The sequence below is a fragment of the Achromobacter insuavis genome (assembly GCF_902859645.1).
Classification (GTDB): domain Bacteria; phylum Pseudomonadota; class Gammaproteobacteria; order Burkholderiales; family Burkholderiaceae_B; genus Achromobacter; species Achromobacter insuavis.
Genome location: NZ_CADIJR010000030.1, coordinates 1 through 22,564 on the forward strand (window position 1 = coordinate 1; position 22,564 = coordinate 22,564).

19 protein-coding genes are annotated in these 22,564 nt (G+C 68.6%); 12 read left to right on the top strand and 7 right to left on the bottom strand.

The genetic code is table 11. The features are described 5' to 3' along the window. Positions 1-505: 505 nt before the first annotated feature. Positions 506-2,167 carry a Na/Pi cotransporter family protein gene (locus H0523_RS16200; protein ID WP_054433382.1) on the bottom strand — a complete coding sequence of 554 codons (1,662 nt, stop codon included), beginning with the start codon at positions 2,165-2,167 and terminating at the stop codon, positions 506-508. A 175-nt stretch (positions 2,168-2,342) separates the two neighbouring features. On the opposite strand from H0523_RS16200, the gene H0523_RS16205 reads away from it, so the two are divergent. Then, complete coding sequence (locus H0523_RS16205) at positions 2,343-3,734, top strand: L-serine ammonia-lyase (protein WP_006393694.1); 1,392 nt, start codon at positions 2,343-2,345, stop codon at positions 3,732-3,734. 139 nt (positions 3,735-3,873) lie between these two features. Here the strand turns inward: H0523_RS16205 and htpX are convergent, their stop codons facing one another. After that, a complete protein-coding gene (htpX, locus tag H0523_RS16210; protein ID WP_006393695.1) occupies positions 3,874-4,755 on the bottom strand; it encodes a protease HtpX in 882 nt (293 codons plus the stop codon). Between the two features lie 155 nt (positions 4,756-4,910). Between htpX and H0523_RS16215 the strand changes: the two genes are divergently transcribed. Continuing rightward, positions 4,911-5,765 carry a DMT family transporter gene (locus H0523_RS16215; protein WP_054433381.1) on the top strand — a complete coding sequence of 285 codons (855 nt, stop codon included), beginning with the start codon at positions 4,911-4,913 and terminating at the stop codon, positions 5,763-5,765. Positions 5,766-5,802: 37 nt separating this feature from the next. Beyond that, entirely contained in the window at positions 5,803-6,654 is an 852-nt protein-coding gene (locus tag H0523_RS16220; protein WP_054433380.1) for a sulfurtransferase, read from the top strand. A gap of 49 nt (positions 6,655-6,703) precedes the next feature. Here H0523_RS16220 and H0523_RS16225 read toward each other — a convergent pair whose 3' ends face one another. Together H0523_RS16225 and H0523_RS16230 are read right to left on the bottom strand one after the other, a co-directional pair. After that, positions 6,704-7,273, bottom strand: coding sequence for a phosphonate degradation HD-domain oxygenase (locus tag H0523_RS16225; protein WP_054433379.1), 570 nt, complete (start codon positions 7,271-7,273; stop codon positions 6,704-6,706). A gap of 51 nt (positions 7,274-7,324) precedes the next feature. Continuing rightward, positions 7,325-8,188: a LysR family transcriptional regulator gene (locus tag H0523_RS16230; protein WP_054433378.1), complete on the bottom strand. Its 864-nt coding sequence runs from the start codon at positions 8,186-8,188 to the stop codon at positions 7,325-7,327. 148 nt (positions 8,189-8,336) lie between these two features. Between H0523_RS16230 and H0523_RS16235 the strand changes: the two genes are divergently transcribed. The 5 genes from H0523_RS16235 (at position 8,337) to H0523_RS16255 (ending at position 14,440) form a co-directional block, all read left to right on the top strand. Then, positions 8,337-9,467 carry a putative 2-aminoethylphosphonate ABC transporter ATP-binding protein gene (locus H0523_RS16235; protein ID WP_054433377.1) on the top strand — a complete coding sequence of 377 codons (1,131 nt, stop codon included), beginning with the start codon at positions 8,337-8,339 and terminating at the stop codon, positions 9,465-9,467. A 28-nt stretch (positions 9,468-9,495) separates the two neighbouring features. Beyond that, positions 9,496-11,238, top strand: coding sequence for a putative 2-aminoethylphosphonate ABC transporter permease subunit (locus tag H0523_RS16240; protein ID WP_054433376.1), 1,743 nt, complete (start codon positions 9,496-9,498; stop codon positions 11,236-11,238). A 27-nt stretch (positions 11,239-11,265) separates the two neighbouring features. After that, the gene (phnX, locus tag H0523_RS16245) at positions 11,266-12,087 is read left to right on the top strand and encodes a phosphonoacetaldehyde hydrolase (RefSeq protein WP_054433375.1); all 822 of its coding nucleotides are present in this window, start codon (positions 11,266-11,268) and stop codon (positions 12,085-12,087) included. Between the two features lie 112 nt (positions 12,088-12,199). Continuing rightward, positions 12,200-13,222: a putative 2-aminoethylphosphonate ABC transporter substrate-binding protein gene (locus tag H0523_RS16250; protein ID WP_054433374.1), complete on the top strand. Its 1,023-nt coding sequence runs from the start codon at positions 12,200-12,202 to the stop codon at positions 13,220-13,222. Positions 13,223-13,309: 87 nt separating this feature from the next. Further along, positions 13,310-14,440, top strand: coding sequence for a TIGR03364 family FAD-dependent oxidoreductase (locus tag H0523_RS16255; protein ID WP_054433373.1), 1,131 nt, complete (start codon positions 13,310-13,312; stop codon positions 14,438-14,440). 80 nt (positions 14,441-14,520) lie between these two features. Here the strand turns inward: H0523_RS16255 and H0523_RS16260 are convergent, their stop codons facing one another. The 3 genes from H0523_RS16260 to H0523_RS16270 form a co-directional block, all read right to left on the bottom strand. Beyond that, entirely contained in the window at positions 14,521-15,669 is a 1,149-nt protein-coding gene (locus tag H0523_RS16260; protein WP_054433372.1) for an aromatic ring-hydroxylating oxygenase subunit alpha, read from the bottom strand. Between the two features lie 341 nt (positions 15,670-16,010). Continuing rightward, positions 16,011-17,021 carry an acyltransferase gene (locus H0523_RS16265; RefSeq protein ID WP_054433371.1) on the bottom strand — a complete coding sequence of 337 codons (1,011 nt, stop codon included), beginning with the start codon at positions 17,019-17,021 and terminating at the stop codon, positions 16,011-16,013. Positions 17,022-17,240: 219 nt separating this feature from the next. Beyond that, entirely contained in the window at positions 17,241-18,209 is a 969-nt protein-coding gene (locus tag H0523_RS16270) for a Bug family tripartite tricarboxylate transporter substrate binding protein (RefSeq protein ID WP_054433370.1), read from the bottom strand. A gap of 179 nt (positions 18,210-18,388) precedes the next feature. Between H0523_RS16270 and H0523_RS16275 the strand changes: the two genes are divergently transcribed. The 4 genes from H0523_RS16275 (at position 18,389) to dxs (ending at position 22,428) form a co-directional block, all read left to right on the top strand. Continuing rightward, positions 18,389-19,243: an IclR family transcriptional regulator gene (locus tag H0523_RS16275; protein ID WP_054433369.1), complete on the top strand. Its 855-nt coding sequence runs from the start codon at positions 18,389-18,391 to the stop codon at positions 19,241-19,243. Positions 19,244-19,326: 83 nt separating this feature from the next. Next, positions 19,327-19,593, top strand: a complete 267-nt coding sequence (locus H0523_RS16280) for an exodeoxyribonuclease VII small subunit (RefSeq protein ID WP_006393710.1) — start codon at positions 19,327-19,329, stop codon at positions 19,591-19,593. A gap of 7 nt (positions 19,594-19,600) precedes the next feature. Continuing rightward, a complete protein-coding gene (locus H0523_RS16285) occupies positions 19,601-20,512 on the top strand; it encodes a polyprenyl synthetase family protein (protein ID WP_054433368.1) in 912 nt (303 codons plus the stop codon). A gap of 53 nt (positions 20,513-20,565) precedes the next feature. Beyond that, positions 20,566-22,428, top strand: coding sequence for a 1-deoxy-D-xylulose-5-phosphate synthase (dxs, locus tag H0523_RS16290; RefSeq protein ID WP_054433367.1), 1,863 nt, complete (start codon positions 20,566-20,568; stop codon positions 22,426-22,428). Positions 22,429-22,564 lie beyond the last annotated feature (136 nt).

Here is a 22,564-nt window from a genome sequence, read left to right on the forward strand (position 1 = left end):
CTTACGGGGTCTGGCGCACCGGGCAAGCCTTCGATCCCGGGAGGTTGAACCTGAAAGCAGCTTGATCCGGACCATAGAATCTCGTCCGCCTTCGGCTCCCTACGGTTTCCGCCGGGCGCATCTGACGGCGCGCCCACCCGCGCGCCACCCGCCAGGGTCGGCTGCGCGGGCAGCCGGCCCTGGCATGCGTGGTGTGGGGCGTCGGGGCCGGGTTCGCTGCGCGCGGATGGCGATGTGTGTTGTGCTGGTGTGCGGGTAGGGGTGACGCCCCATGGTGTGGTGCATCGTGATGCGTCGTGCATACGTTGCATGTACCGGTGTTTCCGCCTCGCGGCATTGCTGCTTCAAGCCGGGGTAGCCCCAACGGTGGCAGCCATTGAGGGGCAGCGTGGGAATCAGCAGAACCCTCCCGCTAAGACAGCCGGCCCGCCGCCCGGCCGCCCGAAGGCGGGCCAGCCCCCTCGGGGGGCAGCAAGCGCGCGCAGCGCGCGCCGCGTGGGGGCTCTCAATTCCCCGCTTCGCGCAGGCGGCTGGGGAGGAGTTCGCCGTGGCGGGCCAGGAGGGGGTAGGCGGCGGCGCCGACGAGGTGGGAGTTGATGCCCTTCATGTCGCGCAGGATGTCGAGGTAGAGGGCGCCGACTTCGGCGGCGTCGACCTGGCCTGCCTTGATCTTCTGCAGGTGGGCGTCGGCGGCCTGGGTCTCGATGGTGCGGAAGCGCGATTTTTCGCCGGCCAGGGCGCGGGCCTGGCGCAGGTCGTCGTTGACGAAGAGGGCGGCGGCCTGGCGTTGGTTGGCGATCAGTTCGCCGAGGGTGTTATCGAGGCTGGCGCGTTGTTCGGGCGAGAAGGTCCAGCCCTGCTTGCGCAGCTTGGCGATGTGGCTGAGCAGGCCGTGGTGGGCGATGTCGCCGGCATGGCCGATGTTGCTGGTGAAGGCCAGGATGCCATCGAGGCGTTGCAGGTCCTCGCGCGTCATGTTTTCCTGGTCCAGGGTGGCCAGGTAGGTGGTGATGGCGTTTTCCAGCTTGTCGAGGGCAGCGTCGAGCTGGCGTGCCTGCACCATGCGGTGGCGGTTGTCGCGCTTGAAGCCGGCGCGGGCGTACAGCAGCAGGGTCTGCAGCATGTCGGCCATGCGCAGCGCTTCGCGCGCGGCGTTGCCCAGGGCGACGGCGGGCACGTCGTGGGCCCATTCGTCGAGGTATTGGGGACGGGCCGGGTCGTTGGGGTCGGTGCGCTTGGGCAGCCAGCGGGTCAGCAGCGCGGCGTACGGCGCCAGCAGCGGCAGGAAGGCCAGCGCGATGACGGCGTTGAAGAGGGTGTGGAAGTTGGCGACGGCGCGGGCCGGGTCGCTGGACATCTCGCTCATCAGCGGTTGCAGCCAGGGCAGCAGCACCAGGCCGGCCAGCACGCCCAGGATGCGGGTCAGCAGGTTGCCCAGCGGCAGGCGGCGCGCGGCGGGGTCGTCGCCGGTGACGCCTTCGATCATGGGGTTGATGGCGGTGCCGAGGTTGGCGCCCAGCACCAGCGCGAAGGCGACGTGCGGGGCCACCATGTGATGGCTGGCGAGTGACATGACCAGCACCACCACGGCGACGCTGGAGTGGGCGGCCCAGGTGAAGGCGGCCGACAGCAGCACGGCGGCCACCGGCTGGGTCGCCAGGGCATCCAGGATCATGCCCAGCATGGGGGCGGTCTGGAACGGCTCGAACAGTTCCACCAGCTGGTGCAGCGACAGCAGCAGCAGGCCCAGGCCGATGAAGACCCGGCCCAGGTCGCGGGTGCGGCCCGGCGGATAGCGGCGGAACATCCAGACGCCGGCCAGGATCAGGATGGGCGCCAGCGAGGTCAGGTCGAACGACAGCAGCTGGACGATCAGCGTGGTGCCGACGTTGGCGCCCAGCATGGCGGCCAGGGCCGGCACCAGGCCGACCACGCCGCCGGCGGCGAAGCCGGTGATCATCAGGCCGGTGGCGGTGCTGCTCTGCAGCGCGGCGGTGATGCCGAGGCCGGCGGCGAAGGCCCGCAATCGGGTTCCCAGGGCGCGGCCCAGCGCGGCGCCGAGGGCGGCGCCGAAGGCGCGCTGCACGCCCGTCTGGACCATGTGGACGCCCCAGAGCAGCAGGGCGACGTAGCCGGCGAAGTCAAGCAGGGTAATGAGTCCGGACATCCTGGGGCAGTTCCATTCTTTTTATGACAAGAAATAATTCTGTAATGATCGCATGCCAAGGCGGGCGGGGAAACCCGTGGCTTGAATACAGCATACGCCCCGCGGGGCTTTGCTGCGCACGGCCGGACCTTCCGCGTATCATTGCCGGATCATTCTTGGATGCAGGGGATTTCCGGTGGCCGTTTCCGTCTTCGATCTGTTCAAAATAGGCATAGGTCCGTCGAGTTCCCATACCGTCGGCCCCATGCGGGCCGCTTTGTTGTTCGCCCAGGGCCTGGAGCGCGACGGCCTGATGCCGCGGGTGGCCAACGTGCGCGCCGAGCTCTATGGCTCTCTGGGCGCCACCGGCAAGGGCCACGGCACCGACAAGGGCGTGCTGCTGGGCCTGATGGGCGAGGCGCCCGACACGGTCGACCCGGCCGCCATCGCCGGCATGATCGCCTCGGTGCGGGCCAGCCGCCAGCTGCCGCTGCTGGGCCACTATCCGGTGCCGTTCGTGGAAAAGGAACACATGATGTTCTACCGCCGCGAAGCCATGGCCGAACACCCCAACGGCATGAAATTCCACGCCTTCGACGCCGAGGGGCAGTCGCTGCGCGAGGCCCGCTACCTGTCGGTGGGCGGCGGCTTCGTGGTGACGGCGGGCGCGTCCAACAGCCAGGTCATTGCCGCGCATGACCAGCTGCCGTACCCGTTCCGCACCGGTCGCGAGCTGTTGACCATGTGCCGCGAAAGCGGCCTGAGCGTGGCGCAGCTGATGATGAAGAACGAGCTGACCTGGCGCGATACCGGCGAGGTCGCGGGCGGGCTGGACCGCATCTGGCAGGTGATGCAGGACTGCGTCTCGCGCGGCTGCGGCATCAATTATCCGGAAGCCGACGGCGAGCTGCCGGGCCCGCTGCGGGTGCGCCGCCGCGCCCCCGAGCTGTACCGCAACCTGACTCAGCGCGCCGAGCGCACGCTGTCCGATCCGCTGTCGGTGATGGACTGGGTCAACCTGTACGCCATGGCGGTCAACGAGGAGAACGCCGCCGGCGGCCGCGTGGTGACGGCGCCCACCAACGGCGCGGCGGGCATCATCCCGGCGGTGCTGCATTATTACGATCGCTTTGTCCCCGGTTCGAACCGGGAAGGCGTGCGTGATTTCCTGCTGACCGCCGCGGCCGTGGGCCTGCTGTACAAGTACAACGCCTCGCTGTCGGGCGCCGAGGTCGGCTGCCAGGGCGAGGTCGGGGTGGCCTGTTCGATGGCGGCGGGCGGCCTGGCCGCGGCGCTGGGCGGCTCGGTCGAGCAGGTCGAGAACGCGGCCGAGATCGGCATGGAGCACAACCTGGGCCTGACCTGCGACCCGGTCGGCGGCCTGGTGCAGATTCCCTGTATCGAACGCAACGCGATGGCCTCGATCAAGGCCGTCAACGCGGCCCGCATGGCGCTGCGCGGCGACGGCCAGCACTATGTGTCGCTGGATTCGGTCATCAAGACCATGCGCGAGACCGGCGCCGACATGAAGACCAAGTACAAGGAAACGGCGCGCGGCGGCCTGGCGGTGAACATCGTCGAGTGCTGAGGCGGGTCCGCCCCAAGCAAAAAGCCCCTTGATCGCTCAAGGGGCTTTTTTCATTGCCGAACCGCCTCACGATGAAAGCGCCCCGGGGGACGCGAGCCGAAGGCGCGGCGTGGGGGCTTTTCCGAGGCCTGTGCCGGGATCAGATCACGCGGGCGTTCTGCAGCGCGGCGATGCGGGCCGGGATCGGCGGGTGCGAGGCGAACATGGCCGCCAGGCCGCCCTTGCCGGTGATGCCGGAGGCTTCGAACGACTTGGGCAGTTCGCCCGGCTCCAGGCCGCCCAGGCGGGCCAGGGCGCGGATCATGGGTTCGCGGGCGCCCATCAGGTGGGCCGAGCCGGCATCGGCGCGGTACTCGCGCTGGCGCGAGAACCAGGCCACGATGATCGAGGCCAGGATGCCGAAAATGATCTCACAGACGATCACGGTGACCATGTAGCCCGGGCCGAGGCCGCGTTCGTTCTTGAACACCACGCGGTCGATGAAGTAGCCGACCACGCGCGCCAGGAACACCACGAAGGTGTTGACCACGCCCTGGATCAGGGTCAGCGTGATCATGTCGCCGTTGGCGATGTGGGCCACTTCGTGGGCCAGCACCGCGGCGACTTCCTCTTCGCTCATGCTTTCGAGCAGGCCGGTCGACACCGCCACCAGCGAGTCGTTCTTGAAGGCGCCGGTGGCGAACGCGTTGGGCGCGCCGTCGTAGATGGCGACTTCCGGGCGGCCGATGCCGGCGCGGTCGGCGAGCTGGTGGACGGTGTCCAGCAGCCAGGCCTCGCGCTGGTTGCGCGGCGCGTTCGGGTCCAGCACCTGGGCGCCGGTGCTCCATTTGGCCATCGGCTTGCTGATCAGCAGCGAGATGATGGCGCCGGTGAAGCCGACCACCACCGAGAAGATCAGCAGCGCCTGCAGGTTCAGGCCGTTGGCGGTCAGGTAGCGGTCTACGCCCAGGATGCGCAGCGTGGCCGACAGCACGAGCATGACGGCCAGGTTGGTAATGACGAAAAGGATGATGCGTTTCATGCTTTTTTTGTTCCTCAGCGAGCGGGACTTGTGCGGGATTGGACTGTGCCGCGGCATGGCAGTTCCCCGACCGCCGGCGCCGCTCCCGGTGACGGAGAGTATAGTATCGCTTTCCCCTATTTCCCCCTCACTTTCACCTGAGCGCAAACCCCCAAATGCAGGCACTTTGGATGTTGCTGGCGTCCGCCATGTTCGCCATCATGGGGTCGTTCGTGAAGCTGGGCACCGAGCACGGCGCGTCGTTGCCGCAAGTGGTGCTGTTCCGTGGCCTGCCGTCGGTGGTGCTGTTGCTGTTGTGGGCCCGCGCCGGCCGCCAGTCCATCGTGCCCACCAGCTGGAAACTGCACCTGTGGCGCAACCTGTCCGGCGTCACCTCGATGTGGCTCGGTTTCTTCGCCATTTCCCACCTGCCGCTGGCCACCGCCACCAGCCTGAACTACACGGCGCCGCTGTTCATCGCCTGCTGGATGCTGGGATGGGGCGGGGCGCAGCGCGATCCGGTGCGGATCGCCGCCGTGGCTCTCGGCTTTTTGGGCGTGATCGCCGTGTTGCGGCCCAGCATCAACGAAGACCAGTGGCTGGCCGCCCTGCTGGGCCTGGGGGCGGGCGCCATGTCGGCGATCGCCATGATGCAGATCCGCCAGCTGGGCCGCATCGGCGAGCCGGAATGGCGCACCGTGCTGTTCTTTTCGGTGGCGGTGTGCGCCTCCAGTTTCGCCGGCCTGGGCTTCGAGGGCTGGGGCCATGCCGACTGGACCGGCTACAGCTCGCTGCTGGGCGTGGGCGTGACCGGCCTGTTCGGCCAGCTGGCCATGACGCGGGCGTTCGGCCTGGGTTCGGCGCTGCTGACCGCGGCCCTGCAGTACAGCACGATCATCTTCGCGGCCCTGCTCGGCATGGGCTTCTGGGGCGATACCCTGGACGGCCTGGCCTGGGCCGGCATGGGCCTGATCATCTCGGCGGGCCTGCTGTCGGTCTGGCGCACCCTGCGCGACCCCAAGCCGGCCTGACCCCCGCGAACCCGATCCCATCAGAGGAGTTGTCCCGATGAGCATGACCCTGATTTCCGCGGCCGATCTGGCCACGCACCTGGGCGCGGCGGACGTGCGCGTGTTCGACGTGCGCCACGACCTGACCAACCACGCGGCCGGCCGCGAAGCCTACGCCGCCGGCCACATCCCCGGCGCCCGCTACCTCGACCACGAGACCGAGCTGGCCGCTCCCCGGACCGGCAAGAATGGCCGTCATCCGTTGCCCGAGCGCGGCCAGTTCGGCGCGCTGATGGCGGCGCACGGCGTCACGCCGCAAACCCTGGTGGTGGCCTATGACGCCAGCGGCGGCATGTACGCCGCGCACCTGTGGTGGATGCTGCGCTGGCTGGGCCACGACCGCGTCGCCGTGCTCGACGGCGGCTGGCAGGCCTGGCAGGCCGCCGGGCTGCCGACCTCCACCGAGGCGGCCGCGCCCGTGCGGGCCGGCGCGCCGGTGACGCCGGCCGCGCCGCGCGTCGGCAGCGTCGATGCGCAGGCGGTGCTGGACAACATTGCCCGTCCCGCCTTCACCGTGATCGACGCGCGCGCGGCCAACCGCTATCGCGGCGAGGTCGAGCCGATGGATCCGGTGGCCGGCCACATTCCGGGCGCGCTGAACCGCCCGAACGGCCAGAACCTGCAGGCCGACGGCCGCTTCAAGGACGCGGCGCAATTGCGCGAGGAATTCACCGCGCTGCTGGATGGCCGCGATCCCGCGGCCATCGTGCACCAGTGCGGCTCGGGCATCACCGCCTGCCACAACCTGCTGTCGATGGAAATCGCCGGCCTGGCCGGCTCGCGCCTCTATCCGGGCTCGTGGAGCGAGTGGTGCAGCGACCCGTCGCGGCCGGTGGCCAAGGGCGAGTGAGCGCGCGGCAAGGGCCTGGCCGAAGCCAGGCCTGACGCCGTTCGCGGTGTTACCAGACCGCCGCCAGCTTGACCCGGCCGGAGACGCTTTCGGCGATCTCCAGGAAGTGGTCCAGCGGCGGCGTGGCCAGCCCCGGCACCTTGGCCATGTCGTCCCAGCGCCTCAGGCGGATCGCATCCGGCGCGCCCGGCATGCTGGCGAAATCCACCGCCTGGCCCGCATCGAAGCTGCCCCCCTGAAGCGCCAGGCTGCGTTTCGAATCCTCCGAAAGCGTCGCTTCATACTGCGGCTCCACGTAGCAGAGGTAGCGTTTGGCCTCCACGTGCAGCCGGATCGGATCCAGTACCGCCGAACTGAACAACCCGCGCAGGAACGGCAGCACGAAATACTGATGCTTGTCGTCGATGCCGCGCAGGGTGGGCGTGTCCGGATGGTCCGCGATCAGGTGGCCCAGGTCGTGCAGCAGGCAGGCGGTGATCAATTGGGCGTTGGCGCCATGGCGTTCGGCCAGCGCCGCGGTCTGCAGCGCGTGCCGCAGGTGGCTGACGGATTCGCCATGGTAGGAACGGTGCCCGCGTTCCAGGAACAGTTGTTCGATATCCTGCAAGGTCAAGGCCATGGTTGTCTCCTGAGTGGCCGCAAGGGGAAGAGGCGGGCAGTGATCCGAGGATCATCCGGCTGCCGGCGCCATCTCCAGAAAGCGCGCGATGAGTTGCACCGGTTGGCGCTCGCGCAGGCAGTACAGGTATTCATGCATCACGACATCGGCGCCCTCGATGTCCAGGGCCGCCAGTTCGGGATGGGACGGGATCTCGCGCGACGGGATCAGGCTGATGCCGAGTTCGCACAGGATCGCCTGGCGGATCGATTCGCGGCTGCCGATCTCCAGGGTGCGGCGGACGGTCACGCCGGCCGCCTGCAATGCCTCTTCGGTCAGCTGGCGCGTCATTGAGCCCGGTTCGCGCAGCAGCAGCGCGTGGTCGGCCAGGTCGCCCAGCGCCACCTTGCCGCGCCGCGCCAGCGGGTGGTCGCGATGCGTCACCACGCGGATCGGGTCGGCCGCGATCATGCGGCGGTACAAATGCTTGTCATCCATCAGAAACGAGGACGTGGCAATCTCGATGCGATAGTCATGCAGCGCCTGCAGCATGCTCTGCGAGTTGCCGATGGCCACGGTCAGGTCGATGCCGGGGTAGAGCTGGTTGTAGCGGCGCACCGTGTCCATGATGTAGTACGGGCCGGTGGCGCCGATGCGCAGGTTGCCCTCGCGCAGGTCGCTGGCGTCGCGCAGGCGGAAATCGATCTCGGTTTCCTGCTGCACCAGCTTTTCCACCATCGGCATCAGGCTGTGCCCGGCGTCCGACAGCCGCATGCCGCGGCCCTGGCGGTGGAACAGTTCGACGCCGTAACGCGACTCCAACTGGCGCAGTTGCCCCGTCACCGTGGGCTGGCTCACGCCCAGCTGGGCGGCGGCCTTGGTGACGGTACCGCAGCGAGCCACGGCATAGAAGGACTTGAGTTCGGCGACGAGCACGGTGTAGGGGGCCTGTAAATGGACGCAATGCGCAAGACCGCCAGTACACCAAAATAATTTGATGTTTTTATTACTGCATTTGCGCGAAGTGTCATAAACACTCAATACGCGCCTTCCATACTGCCTTCGTTCCCAGACCGGAGGCCCCATGGCCCAACAGCTCCAACGCGATACCAACACTGTTCCGACGGGCGCTACGCCCCAGCCCGGAGCGCAGCGCGGGGGCTTTCTTTCGGTCAGCAATCTCGTCAAGCGCTTCGGTAGCCACACGGCGCTGTCGGATGTGTCGCTGGATATCCGCGCCGGCGAACTGGTGTGCCTGCTGGGCCCCTCGGGCTGCGGCAAGACCACGCTGCTGCGCGCCATCGCCGGGCTGGAGCGCCAGGACAGCGGCACCATTTTGTTGTCGGGCCGTGACATCTCCCACGCCGAGCCGCAGGAGCGCGACTACGGCATTCTGTTCCAGTCCTATGCGCTGTTTCCCAACCTGACGGTGGCCCAGAACGTGGCCTACGGCCTGAGCGGCAAGCGCGCCCATCGCAAGCACGTGGCCGACCGGGTCGAGGAAATGCTGACGCTGGTGGGCCTGGCCGGCGCCTCCCATAAATATCCGGGACAGATCTCCGGTGGCCAGCAGCAGCGCGTCGCCCTGGCCCGCGCCCTGGCGCCGTCGCCGTCCCTGCTGCTGCTGGACGAGCCGATGTCGGCCCTGGACGCCCGGGTGCGCGAACATCTGCGCATCGAGCTGCGCGCCCTGCAGAAGCGCCTGTCCATCACCACGCTGATGGTGACGCACGATCAGGAAGAGGCCATGGTCATGGCCGACCGCATCGCCGTCATGAACGGCGGCGTCATCGAACAATTCGGCACCCCGCGCGAGCTGTATCGCCAGCCGGGTTCGGCCTTCATCGCCGATTTCGTCGGCGAGGCCAACTGGCTGCCGTTCGAGCGCATCGACGCGCACCGCGCCCGCGTCGGCCGCCAGGAACTGGCGGTGGACGAGGCGCTGGAGCGCAACGTCGGCAAGCTGTTCGTGCGGCCCGAGGCGGTGCGCGTGAGCGTGGCGCGTCCGGATCAACCCAACAGCATGCTGGCCGATGTGCTGGACGGCGTGTTCCTGGGCCGCGGCTACCGTCTGGCGCTGCGCCTGGAAGGCGTGCCCGGCGCCACCGTGCACTCGATCGTGTCCCCTGAAACCGGAGATGCCCTGCTGGGTCCTCACGCTGCCAGCCGTTGCTGGGTGGAGCTGCCGCGCCATGCGATTCGCGCCTACGCTTGATCCGGCTTCGAGCCCCGTTCCCGCCGCCATGTCCGCGCCCGCCGACACGTCTGTCGCCCCTGTCGCTCCGTCATTGGGCCGCCGGCCGCTGCCCGCCTGGGTCGGCGCCTTCGGGCTGACGCTGGGGCAGGGCGCCCTGGCGCTGGGCCTGGCGCTGTTCCTGGCCTTGCCGCTGGTGGCCATTCTGGCCAAGTCGGTCACCGACGCCAATGGCGACTGGGCCGGCCTGTCGGTGGTGCTGGGCATCATCGGCGCCGACGGCTTCCTCGGCATGGTCGGGCGCAGCCTGACGGTGGGCGTGGTCACCATGATGCTGGTGGTGCCGTGCGCCTATGCCTTCGCCTATGCCTTGACGCGCAGCCGCATTCCGGGCAAGGGCCTGCTGCGCACCATCGCGCTGCTGCCGCTGCTGGCGCCGTCGCTGCTGCCAGGTATTGCGCTGGTCTACCTGCTGGGCAACCAGGGCCTGCTGAAAGGCCTGTTCGGCGGCGCGACCATCTATGGCTTCTGGGGCATCGTGGTGGGCGAGGCGTTCTACACCTTCCCGCACGCGCTGATGATCCTGCTGACCGGCCTGACGCTGGCCGACGGCCGCCTCTACGACGCGGCGCGCGCCATGGGCGCCGGACCGCTGCGCACCTTCATGACGGTGACCCTGCCCGGCACGCGCTATGCGGTGTTCTCGGCCTGCTGCGTGGTGTTCACGCTGACCGTGACCGACTTCGGCGTGCCCAAGGTGGTGGGCGGCGACTACAACGTGCTGGCGATGGAAGCCTACAAGGCCGTGGTCGGCCAGCAGAACTTCCCCAAGGGCGCCGCCATCGGCATCCTGCTGCTGCTGCCGGCGCTGCTGACCTTCGTGCTGGACCGCCGCCTGCGGGCCCGCCAGGGCGCCCAGCTGAGCGGCCGCGCCCAGCCCTACGCGGCCGGCGCCAACTGCCGGCGCGACGCGGCCTTCCTGTTGCTGGCGGGCGCCATGGCCGGGTTCCTGCTGCTGATCATCGGCGTGGCGGTGTGGGCCTCGTTCGTGAAGATGTGGCCCTACAACCTGTCGCTGTCGCTGCGTTCGTACGACTTCGACAACATGGATGGCGGCGGCTGGCTGGCCTGGCGCAACAGCCTGGAACTGGCCTTCTGCACCGCGGTGATCGGCACGGTGGTGGTGTTCCTGGGCGCCTGGATGATGGAAAAGGTGCCGGCCCGCAGCGCCTCGTCGCGCGGCCTGCGCGGCGTGCTGGGCATGCTGGCGCTGATGCCGATGGCCGTGCCCGGCCTGGTGCTGGGCCTGGGCTACATCTTCTTCTTCAATGGCGCCGCCAATCCGCTCAACGTGCTGTACGGCACCATGCCGCTGCTGGTGCTGTGCACGGTGGTGCACTTCTACACCAGCGCGCACCTGACGGCGGCCACCGCGCTCAACGCGCTGGACCCGGAATTCGAAGCCGCCTCGGCCTCGCTCAAGGTGCCGCGCCTGACCACCTTCGTGCGCGTGACGCTGCCGATGTGCCTGCCGGCCGCGCTGGACGTCGCCCGCTACCTGTTCGTTTCCGCCATGACCACCGTGTCGGCCGTGGTGTTCCTGTACAGCCCGTCCACGGTGCTGGCCGCCGTGGCGGTGCTGAACATGGACGACGCCGGCTTCATCGGCCCCGCCGCCGCCATGTGCAGCGTGATCATGGCCAGTTCGGCGGTGGCGGCGTTGCTGCTGCACCTGGCCAGCCGCGCCCTGGTGGCGCGCAGCCAGGCCTGGCGCCGGCCCGCGGCCCTTTGATTTGAATACTCTGCAAGGAAGACCCTCATGACTGTTGCGCCTCTGCCCGTCCGCCTGGAAGCGGTGATTTTCGATTGGGCCGGCACGCTGGTCGACTTCGGTTCGTTTGCCCCGACCAAGGTGTTCGTCGACGCCTTCGCCGAGTTCGGCATGGAAGTCACGCTGGAACAGGCCCGCGGCCCGATGGGCGTGGGCAAGTGGGACCACATCCGCGCGCTGTGCGACGAACCCGCGATCGCCAATCAATACCAGGCCCAGTTCGGCCGCCTGCCGACCGACGACGACGTCACCGCCATCTACGAGCGCTTCCTGCCGATGCAGCTGGACAAGGTGGCCCAGTACTCGGCGGCCATTCCTGGCGCGGCCGAGCTGCTGCGCGCGCTGCGCCAGCGCGGCCTGAAGATCGGCTCGTGCTCCGGCTACCCCGGCAGCGTGATGCGCCGCGTGGTGGAGCGCGCCGCCAGCGAAGGCCTGGAACCCGATTGCATCGTCGCCAGCGACGACGTGCCGCGCGCCCGCCCGGCGCCGGCCATGGCGCTCAAGAACGTGGTGGAGCTGGGCCTGACGGACGTGGCCGGCTGCGTCAAGGTCGACGACACCGCCCCCGGCATCGAGGAAGGCCGCCGCGCCGGCATGTGGACCGTCGGCCTGCTGCTCTCGGGCAACGCCGCCGGCCTGACGCTGGACGAATACCTGAGCCTGGACGAGAACGGCCGCCAGGCGGCCCGCGAACGCGCCGGCCGCGAACTGTCGAGCGCCGCGCCGCATTACCTGATCGACACCGTGGCCGACCTGCCCGGCGTCATCGCCGATATCGAATCCCGCCTGGCGGCGGGACAGCGACCCTGAGGCCGCGACCGCCGACCCCGACCAACCCTTTTTTCGCAACGCACCGCGGCGGGCATCCGCCGGCCGCGGGGACCTGACTCACCCTTTTTCCGCTCACCCACGGAGTTCCTTCATGAAACGCTTCACGCTGCTTGCCCTGGCCGCCGCCTTCGCCGGCATCACCGGCGCCGCTTCCGCCGAGACCACGCTGACCGTCTACACGGCGCTGGAAGCCGACCAGATCAAGGCTTACCAGGCCGCCTTCGAGAAGGCCAACCCCGACATCAAGATCCAGTGGGTGCGCGACTCCACCGGCATCATCACCGCCAAGCTGCTGGCCGAAAAGGGCAACCCCAAGGCTGACGTGATCTGGGGCCTGGCCGGCACCTCGCTGGGCCTGATGGACAAGGAAGGCATGCTGCAGCCCTACGCCCCCAAGGGCCTGGACCAGATCGCCGCCAACATGCGCGATGCCAAGGCCGAGCCCACCTGGGTCGGCATGGACGGCTTCGCCGCCGCCATCTGCTTCAACACCGTCGAAGCCGAAAAGCAGAAGCTGCCCAAGCCCGAATCGTGGCAGGACCTGACCAAGCCGGTCTACGCCGGCAAGATCGTCATGCCGAACCCGGCCTCGTCGGGCACCGGCTTCCTGGACGTCAGCGCCTGGCTGCAGATCTTCGGTGAAGAGAAGGGCTGGGCCTACATGGACGCCCTGCACAAGAACATCGGTTCGTACACGCACTCGGGCTCCAAGCCGTGCAACATGGCCGCCGCCGGCGAATTCCCGATCGGCGTGTCGTTTGACTACCGCGCCGCCAAGCTCAAGGCCGACGGCGCGCCGGTCGAAGCCGTGTTCCCGTCGGAAGGCCTGGGCTGGGAAGTCGAAGCCACCGCCATCGTCAAGGGCACCAAGAACCTGGAAGCCGCGCGCAAGCTGGCCGACTTCTCGGCCAGCCGCGAAGCCAACGAGCTGTACAAGACCAACTTCGCGGTGCTGGCGATTCCCTCGATCGCCACGTCCAACCCCAATCTGCCGGCCGACCTGACCAAGCGCATGATCAAGAACGACTTCGTCTGGGCCGCCACCAACCGCGATCGCATCATCGCCGAGTGGACCCGCCGCTACGACGGCAAGTCCGAGCCCAAGAAGAAGTAATCGGGCCACCGCGGCGGCCACGCCGCCGCGGCAGGGGAGGCGCCCGGGCGGGCGCTTCCCGCGCAACCTCTTTGCCTCGTTTTCCAAATGAAAAAATTCGACGTAGTCGTGGTCGGCGCCGGCATGCTCGGCATCGCCCATGCCTGGGCCGCCGCCAAGCGCGGCCTGTCCGTGGCCGTGATCGAACGCAGCCGCCAGGCGCATGGCGCGACCATCCGCAATTTCGGCCAGGTGATCGTCACCGGCCAGGCCCCCGGCATGATGCTGTCGCACGCCCAGCAGGCGCGCGAGCTGTGGCTGGAACTGGCGTCCAAGGCCGGCTTCCATGTGCGCGCCAACGGCGCGCTGGTGCTGGCGCGCGATGCCGGCGAAGCCGACGTGCTGGACGAGTTCGCCCAGACCCGCCTGCGGCAGGAAGGCTATCGCGCCGAGCTGCTGTCGGGCCGCGACGTGGCCAGGCTGTACGACGGCCAGTTGGCGCACCACTGCGCCGCGCTGCGCGGACAGGACGACCTGCAGATCTACTCGCGCGAAGCGCTGCCGGCCATCACCCGCTACCTGGCCGAATCGCTGGGCGTCCAATTCATCACCGGCACGCTGGCGCGCGCCGTCGAGCAGGGCCAGGTCGCGACCACCGCGGGCGACTTCGCCGGCGCGCACGTGTTCGTCTGCCCCGGCCACGATTACCTGACGCTGCTGCCCGAACAGTTCGCGCCGCTGAACCTGGAGGTGACGCGCCTGCAGATGCTGCGCGCGGCCTTCGAGACGCGGCCGATGGCGCTGGACCGTCCGCTCTTGACCGGCCTGTCCTGCGTGCACTACGGCGCCTTCTCGGACCTGCCGTCGGCGCTGGCGCTGCGTGACCAGATCCAGGCGCGCACGCCGATGCTGCTGGAAAACGGCATCCATCTGCTGATCAGCCCCACGCCCTATGGCGAGCTGATCATCGGCGACTCGCATCGCTATGGCCAGGATGCCTTCCCGTTCAACGACGAGGCCGTCGACAACGCCATGCTGGACCTGGCGTCGCAGGCGCTGGGCGCGCGGCTGCGCGTTCTGGAGCGCTGGCAGGGCGTCTATGGCACGCATGGACCGGCGCCGTTCTCGGTGATGCCGGTGGACGCCGCCACCACGGTGGCGGTGATGCACTCGGGCGTGGGCATGACGGTCGGGCTGGCGATCGGCGAACACACGGTCGCCGGCGCGCTCGGCCGCTGACCGCGCGCCGCGCGGGCGGCCGCGCCAGGGCGAAAAAAAGGGCTCGCGATGGCGAGCCCTTTTTCATGCGTGTGGTGGCCTCAGAGCCGCTCCTGCATGATGCGGCGGTACCACTCGTGGAAGTGCTGCATGCCGTCTTCCATCGGCGACTGGTAGGGGCCGGTCTCGTTCACGCCGCGCAGCATCAGGGCCTTGCGGCCGGCGTCCATGCGCTCGGCGATCTCGTCGTCCTCGATCGCCGTTTCCATGTAGGCGGCGCGCTGGGCCTCGACGAATTCGCGCTCGAAGGCGGCGATTTCCTCGGGGTAGTAGAACTCGACCACGTTGACCGTTTCCTGCGGGCTCTTCGGGTACAGCGTCGACAGCACCAGCACGTGCGGATACAGCTCGATCATGTGGGTCGGGAAATACGTGACCCAGACCGCGCCGAAATCGGGCGCGTCGCCGTCGCGGAACGACAGCAGGCGGTCGTGCCATTGCTTGTAGACGTCCGAACCCGGCTGGGCCAGTGCGTTGTGCACGCCGACCTTCTGCAGGCTGTACCAGTCGTTGAACTCCCAGGTCAGGTCGTCGCAGGTGACGAAGCGGCCCAGGCCCGGATGGAACGGACCGACGTGGTAGTCCTCGAGGTAGACCTCGATGAAGGTCTTCCAGTTGTAGTTGCACTGGTGCACTTCGACGTGGTCCAGCACGTAGTCGCCGAAGTCGAACTCGGGCCGCGCGAACAGCGGCGCCATGTCGGCGGCCGGATCGCGCGGGCCCTCGAACAGCAGGCCGTGGCAATCGCGCAGGCGGAACTTCTGCAGGTTCATGCAGGGCGTGGTGTCGAACTGCGGCGCGCCCAGCAGCTCACCCTGGTTGTTGTAGGTCCAGCGGTGCAGCGGGCAGACGATGTTGCCGCCGGTGGCCTTGAGGCTGCCGTGCGAATTGCAGTGGCCGGTCACGTCGCCGGCTTCGCCGCCCAGCATCAATGCCTGGCGGTGGCGGCAGACATTTGAGATGAGGTCAACGCCTTGCTGGTTGCGAACCAGCACGCGCCCTCCATTTTCCTGGGCCAACGTGCGCCAATCCCCGATTTCGGGCACCAGCTTCTGGTGGCCGACGTACAGCGAGGATTGCTTGAAAATGAGTTCTTGCTCGCGGGCAAAGAGGGCTTCGTCAAAGTAAGCACTGACGGGTAGCTGGGTGCGAGCTGGCACAACATGTGCCATCCGACCGATGTCGGTCATGATTCCCTCCGCTCGGATGAATATTTCCCCCAACGCCGTGCCCACTCAGTACTGCGTACGCGGTGGGCGGGCTGCCCTCAATGGGGGCCTCTTTCTTGGGGCGGCCCGGCGTTAAAAAGCCAGGACGGCTTGAGCTTCGCCACGCCCTAGCTGTTCGGAAGGGGGTGGCTAAATCCGTTCTGGCGCGAAGAAAAATCGGTGTCTGGCCGATCAAGTAAGCCGTGAATTGTACCCCAACCCTTTTCCCCCCGCCCGTGAAGATCGGTGAAGCTTAGTGAAGATCCGGCCCCGGCGACTTGACCCCGCGCAAATCGCGATTAACCCTTCGCGCCGTAGGTTTTTCAGACCAGTCTGCGGGTGGCAGGATGGCGTCGCAACAACCAGCTGCTGGCCGCCGACAGGGCGAACACGGCCAGCGTCAGCAACGGCACGGCCCAGGCGTCGCGGCGCCCGCCGCCGATGGCCCCGGCCCGGTGCGCCACGTCCAGGAACAGCGGATGGATCAGGTAGACCCCGAACGTCAGCGGCGCCAGCGAGGCCAGGCGGGGCAGGCGCGGCGACGAGACGATCCACTGGAACGCGGCCAGCGACATGAACGGCACGGTCAGGCTGAAGTAGTCGTAGAAGTAGGTGTCCAGCGTCCGCGAGCTGGACATGGCGTATACGCCCAGGGCCGTGGCCGCGACGCTGGCGCCGAGCATCAGCGCCGGACGCGGCACGCGCAGTTCGCCATCGAAGATCTGGCGGCCGGCGACGAAATAGCCCAGGTAGGGCAGGAACCAGGTCAGGAAAAAGCCGGGCTGGGCGCCGAGCGCGCGGCGGTACAGCGCATCCAGGATCGCCAGGCCCAGGATGCCCACCACCCACAGCGAACGCGAGCGCGGCGTGCTGCGCACGTACAGCAGGCGCACCAGCGGCGCGAACAGGTACAGCCCCACGATCATGTACAGATACCAGAGGTGGTAGTAGGGCTCGCCCTGGGCCACCTTGCGCGGCCAGAACGAAAAGTCGACGTGGCCGTCGTCCCACCAGTCCAGCCCCGTGCGCCAGGCCAGGTAGAAGAGGGTCCAGAACAGCAGCGGCGTGCAGATCCGCGCCACCCGCTTGCTGTAGAAGCGCCGCGCGTCCTGCGGCTTGTCGGGGTCGAGCAGCAGGGCGCCGCTGACCATCACGAACACCGGCACGCACCAGCGGGCCGCGGAGTCATACAGATTGGCGGCCAGCCAGGCGCCGTTGCCGTAGGCCGACGGGTCGCTGACGATCAGGGCGGCGCTGTGCAGCAGCACCACCGCCGCGGCGGCGAGCCAGCGGGCGGCATCCAGCCGGGCGTAGCGGTCATCGGTCAGTGGCATCGGGCTCCCAGGTGAAGGTGTATCGGGGGCGGGCGCGGCGGCCATCCTCGCTTTTCACCTTAGCAGCCGGGGCGCCGCGGGTTCTGTATCCAGGGGTTAGGGGGCGCATGAAAAACCGACAGGGCCCGCAAGGCGCTGTCGGTCGGTGGCCCCGCGGGGGCGTGGGTTCGCGGGCCGGCGCGGCGCCGCGAACGTTTTGTCACGAAACGGCTGCGGCCGTCATTGCAGGACGATGTTGGCCTGCTTGATCAGCTGCGACACGATGGGCTGTTCGCTCTTGACCTGCTTGTCCAGCTCGGCGGCGCTGCCGGAGCGCGGCTCGATTCCCATGTCGAGCATGCGCTTTTGCACGGCCTCGTCCTTGAGCGTCTCGGCCAGGGCGGCCTGCAGCTTGTCCAGCACCGGCGCCGGCGTGCCCTTGGGGGCCACGAAGCTGAACCAGGCGGTCATGTCGAAGGCCGGATAGCCTTGCTCGGCCAGCGTCGCCAGCTTTGGCTCGGTGGCCAGGCGGGTGGGGCTGGTGATCGCGAATACCTTGACCTTGCCGGCCTCGGCCTGCGGCATGCCGGTGGCGACCATGTCGAAGAACAGGTCCACGTCGCCGCTGATCAGCGCCGGCAGGGCCTGCGTCGCGCCCTTGAACGGCACGTGCAGGATGTCGACGCCGGCGCGTTCCTTGAACAATTCGCCGGCCAGGTGCGACGACGTGCCCGCGCCGAAGGTGGCGAAGGTCAGCTTGCCCGGATTCTGCTTGGCGTAGGCGACCACGTCCGCGGTGCTGTTGAACGGGCGCTTGGGGCTGGACAGCAGCACCAGCGGGCCGATCCCGACCATGCCGATGGGCGCGAAGCCGTCGGGGTCGTAGGGCAGCTCCTTATACAGATAGCGATTGGTGACCAGCGTGGAGTTGGTGGCCATCAGGATGGTGTAGCCATCCGGCGCCTCGCGCGAGACGAAGGCGGCGCCGATCGAGGTGCCGGCGCCGGCCTTGTTCTCGACGATCATGGGCTGGCCCAGGGTCTTGGCCATGCGTTCGGCCAGCACCCGCGTCAGCACGTCGGTGGCGCCGCCCGCCGGGAATGGCGAGACCACCTTGATCGGGCGGGACGGGTAGGTATCTGCCTGGGCGCCCAGCGCGGCGAGGCTGAGCAGTAGACCCGCCAGGAACGGGTAGCGCTTGCGAATCATGTTTTCCCCTTGAAATCGCGTGCTTGAGAGTGGTCGGCCGGGCCCGGCTCGGCCCGGCCAGCCTGCCGGTGAGGGCGGGGCGGGCAGGGCTTGCCAGGTCTCCATGGATGTTTTAAATTCCGTTAATTGGAATTTAATTTTGTTATTCGGAATAAACTATAAAAACGAAGCGAATAGAAATGCAATCTTTTTCTGACCCTAAGCGCATCCCCCATCCCGCCGCCAAGCCCGACCAGAAGCTGGCGCTGAGCGCCCCCGCGCGCCGCAAGCGCGCCGGCGCCGTGGGCGAGGGGCCGGTGTCGCCCGACTTCATCACAGCGCTGGCGCGCGGCCTGGAAGTGCTGCGCTGCTTCCGGCCGGGCGTGGCGGCGCTGGGCAACCTGGACCTGGCGCGCCTGACCGGCCTGCCCAAGCCCACCATCAGCCGCATCACCTACACGCTGACCGAGCTGGGCTACCTGCGCTATCACCCGGACACAGGCAAGTATTCGCCGGGCTACGGCGTGCTGGCGCTGGGCTTCGGCCTGCTGGCCGGGCTGGAGGTGCGCGAGCTGGCCAAGGCGTCGATGACCGACCTGGCGCGCGAGACCGGCGGCGCGGTGGCGCTGGGCGCCTTCGATGGCGACGCCATGACCTACGTCGAGGCCATCCACGGCTCGTCCGCCCTGTATTTGCGCCTGCCGGTGGGCTACCGCGCCAGCCTCGACAGCGCCATGGGCCGCGCCTATCTGGCCAGCCTGCCGGCGGCGGCCTGCGCCGACGTGCTGGAACGGCTGGGGCCGGCAGCGCCGGCGGCGGCCGCGATCGAGCGCGCCCGCGCCGAGCTGCGCGACACCGGTTGCTGCTTTGCGATCGGCGAGTGGCAGTCCGGCATCAATGCCGTGGCGGTGCCGTTCACGTCCGTGACCGGGGAGGGCGTGTTCGTCATGAGTTGCGGCGGCCCGGAGGGCCTGCTGCCCGAGGCCGGGCTGCGCACCCAGGTGGCGCCCGCGCTGCGGGCCGCCATCGCGGGCCTGGCGGGCGCGCCGGCCTGAGCGCGGCGGCGCGTCGTGGCGGGGGCGTGGTATCTCGTACAATTCACGGATTGATCCACCCCCAAGTGCCCCCGGAGGCCCGTTTGGCCAAACCTTCTCAAGCCGATCCGCAGACCGACGACCGTCCCTTGCCCCAGGATTTCGAAACGGCCCTGGCCGAACTGGAATCGCTGGTCGCGGCCATGGAAGACGGTTCGCTGCCGCTGGAGCAGTCGCTCGCCGCCTACCGGCGCGGCGTGGCGCTGACGCGGGTCTGCCAGGAACGCCTGGCCCAGGCCGAACAGCAGGTCAAGGTCCTGGAGGGCGACTTGCTGCGCCCGCTGGACGCCGCGGCGCTGGATGACGAATAAGAATCGGATGAAGCAAATTCAACTCGCTTTCCCGGAGTGGCTGCAGGGCCGCGTGCGGCATGTCGAAGACGTGCTCGACGACCTCCTGCCGCCCGCCGACGTTGTGCCCGCCCGCCTGCATGAAGCCATGCGCTACGCCGTGCTCGGCGGCGGCAAACGGGTGCGGGCCGCGCTGGTCTACGCCGCCGGCCAGGCCTGCCCGGTCAGCGGCAGCGTGCTGGCCGTCGAGGCCTCGCTGGACCGCGCCGCCGCGGCGGTGGAACTGATCCACGCCTACTCGCTGGTGCACGACGACCTGCCCTGCATGGACGACGACGTCCTGCGCCGCGGCCGTCCCACCACCCACGTGCAGTTCGACGAAGCCACCGCCATGCTGGCCGGCGACGCGCTGCAGCCGCTGGCCTTTGAATTGCTGGCCTCCATGCCCATCGCGCCGGCCCTGATCGTGCAGGCCACGCAGTCGCTGGCGCGCGCGGCGGGCAGCCAGGGCATGGCCGGCGGCCAGGCCATCGACCTGCTCAGCGTCGGCCACCGGCTGTCGCGCGACGAACTGCAGCAGATGCACAGCATGAAGACCGGCGCCATGCTGGCCTGCAGCGTGGCGCTGGGCGGCATCGTCGCCGGCGCCAGCTCGGCCTCGCGCCAGGCGCTGGATGTCTACGCCCAGGCCATCGGCCTGGCGTTCCAGGTGGTGGACGACATTCTCGACGTGACCGCCGATTCCGCCAGCCTGGGCAAGACGCCGGGCAAGGACGCGGCCGAAAACAAGCCGACCTACGTCTCGCTGCTGGGCCTGGACGAGGCCCGCGCGTTCGCGAGCGAGCTGCGCGAAGCCGCGCTGGCCGCGCTCGAACCGCTGGGCGACGCCGGCAAGCGCCTGGCCGAGCTGGCTGATTTCATCGTCCTCCGAGACCGCTGAACCGTGACCCGTCCGGGCTGGCCGCAGGCCGGGCATACGAACCCCATACAAGCATGACGACAGAATTACTGGACCGCATCCAATCCCCGGCAGACCTCAAGCGCCTGGATCGTCGCGAGCTCAAGCGCCTGGCCGACGAGTTGCGCGGCTTCGTGCTGGAGTCGGTCTCCAAGACCGGCGGCCACCTGTCGTCGAACCTGGGCACGGTCGAGCTGACGCTGGCCCTGCACCAGGTCTTCGACACGCCGCATGACCGCATCGTCTGGGACGTGGGCCACCAGTCCTATCCCCACAAGATCCTGACCGGGCGCCGCGCCGGCATGGCCAAGCTGCGCCAGCAGGGCGGCATCTCGGGCTTTCCCAAGCGCAGCGAATCCGAATACGACGCCTTCGGCACCGCGCATTCGTCGACCTCGATCTCGGCCGCGCTGGGCATGGCGGTGGCCTCGCGCAACGCCGGCGTGCAGCGCCAGCACATCGCCGTCATCGGCGACGGCGCGATGTCCGCCGGCATGGCCTTCGAGGCCATGAACAACGCCGGCGTCACCGCCAACATCAACCTGCTGGTGATCCTGAACGACAACGACATGTCGATCTCGCCGCCGGTGGGGGCGCTGAACCGCTACCTGGCGCGCCTGATGTCCGGCCGCTTCTACGCCGCCGCCAAGAACGTCGGCCGCGCCGTGCTGCAGCACGTGCCGCCGGTGCTGGAACTGGCGCGCCGCTTCGAGGAACATGCCAAGGGCATGGTCACGCCGGCCACGCTGTTCGAGGAGTTCGGCTTCAACTACGTCGGCCCGATCGACGGCCACGACCTCGACGCGCTGGTGCCGACGCTGCAGAACCTGAAGGCGCTGCAAGGCCTGCAGTTCCTGCACGTGGTCACCAAGAAAGGGCAGGGCTACAAGCTGGCCGAGGCCGATCCGGTGCTGTACCACGGCCCGGGCAAGTTCGACCCCGCCGTCGGCATCCAGCAATCGAAGGCGCCGGGCAAGCGCACCTTCACCCAGGTGTTCAGCGACTGGCTGTGCGAGATGGGCGAACAGGATTCGCGCCTGGTCGCCGTCACCCCCGCCATGCGCGAGGGCAGCGGCCTGGTCGAATTCGAGAAGCGCTTCCCGCAGCGCTACTTCGACGTCGGCATCGCCGAACAGCACGCCGTGACGTTCGCCGGCGGCATCGCCTGCGAGGCGCAGAAGCCGGTGCTGGCGATCTACTCGACCTTTCTGCAGCGCGGCTACGACCAGCTGATCCACGACGTGGCCCTGCAGAACCTGGACGTCACCTTCGCGCTCGACCGCGCCGGCATCGTCGGCGCCGATGGCGCCACGCACGCCGGCAACTACGACACCGCGTTCCTGCGCTGCGTGCCGAACATGGTGGTGGCCACGCCCTCGGACGAAAACGAAACCCGCCTGCTGCTGTCCACCTGTTATCAGTATCCCGGCCCGGCCTCGGTGCGCTATCCGCGCGGCGCGGGCTGCGGCGCGGCGGAAACGGCCGGCCTGGACACGGTCGAACTGGGCCGCGGCGTGGTGCGCCGCGAAGGCCGCAAGATCGCCATCCTCGGTTTCGGCACGCTGGTGCAGCCGGCGCTGGCGGCGGCCGAAAAACTGGACGCCACCGTGGCCGACATGCGCTTCGTCAAGCCGATCGACCGCGCGCTGATCCTGGACCTGGCCAGCCGCCACGACGCCCTGGTGACGATCGAGGACGCCGCGATCATGGGCGGCGCCGGCAGCGCCGTGCTGGAAGTGCTGGCCGCCGAAGGCATCGCGATTCCTGTGCTGCAGCTGGGCTTTCCCGACGAGTTCATCGACCACGGCGACCAATTGGCGCTGCTGGCCGGGATCGGCCTGGATGCCGCCGGCATCGAGCAATCGATCCGGGCGCGCTACGCCTCGCTGCTGGCCTGATTGGCCGCACCCACGGACCGGCCCGCCGGTTTGGTCCGTGTGGCGAAACAGTGTGTTCCGGCCCCGCCAGCCTACGAATGAAAGGGTTTTCCCTGGCGCTGGCGGGACTTTGGGCGATAATGGCCCCCTCTTAAAG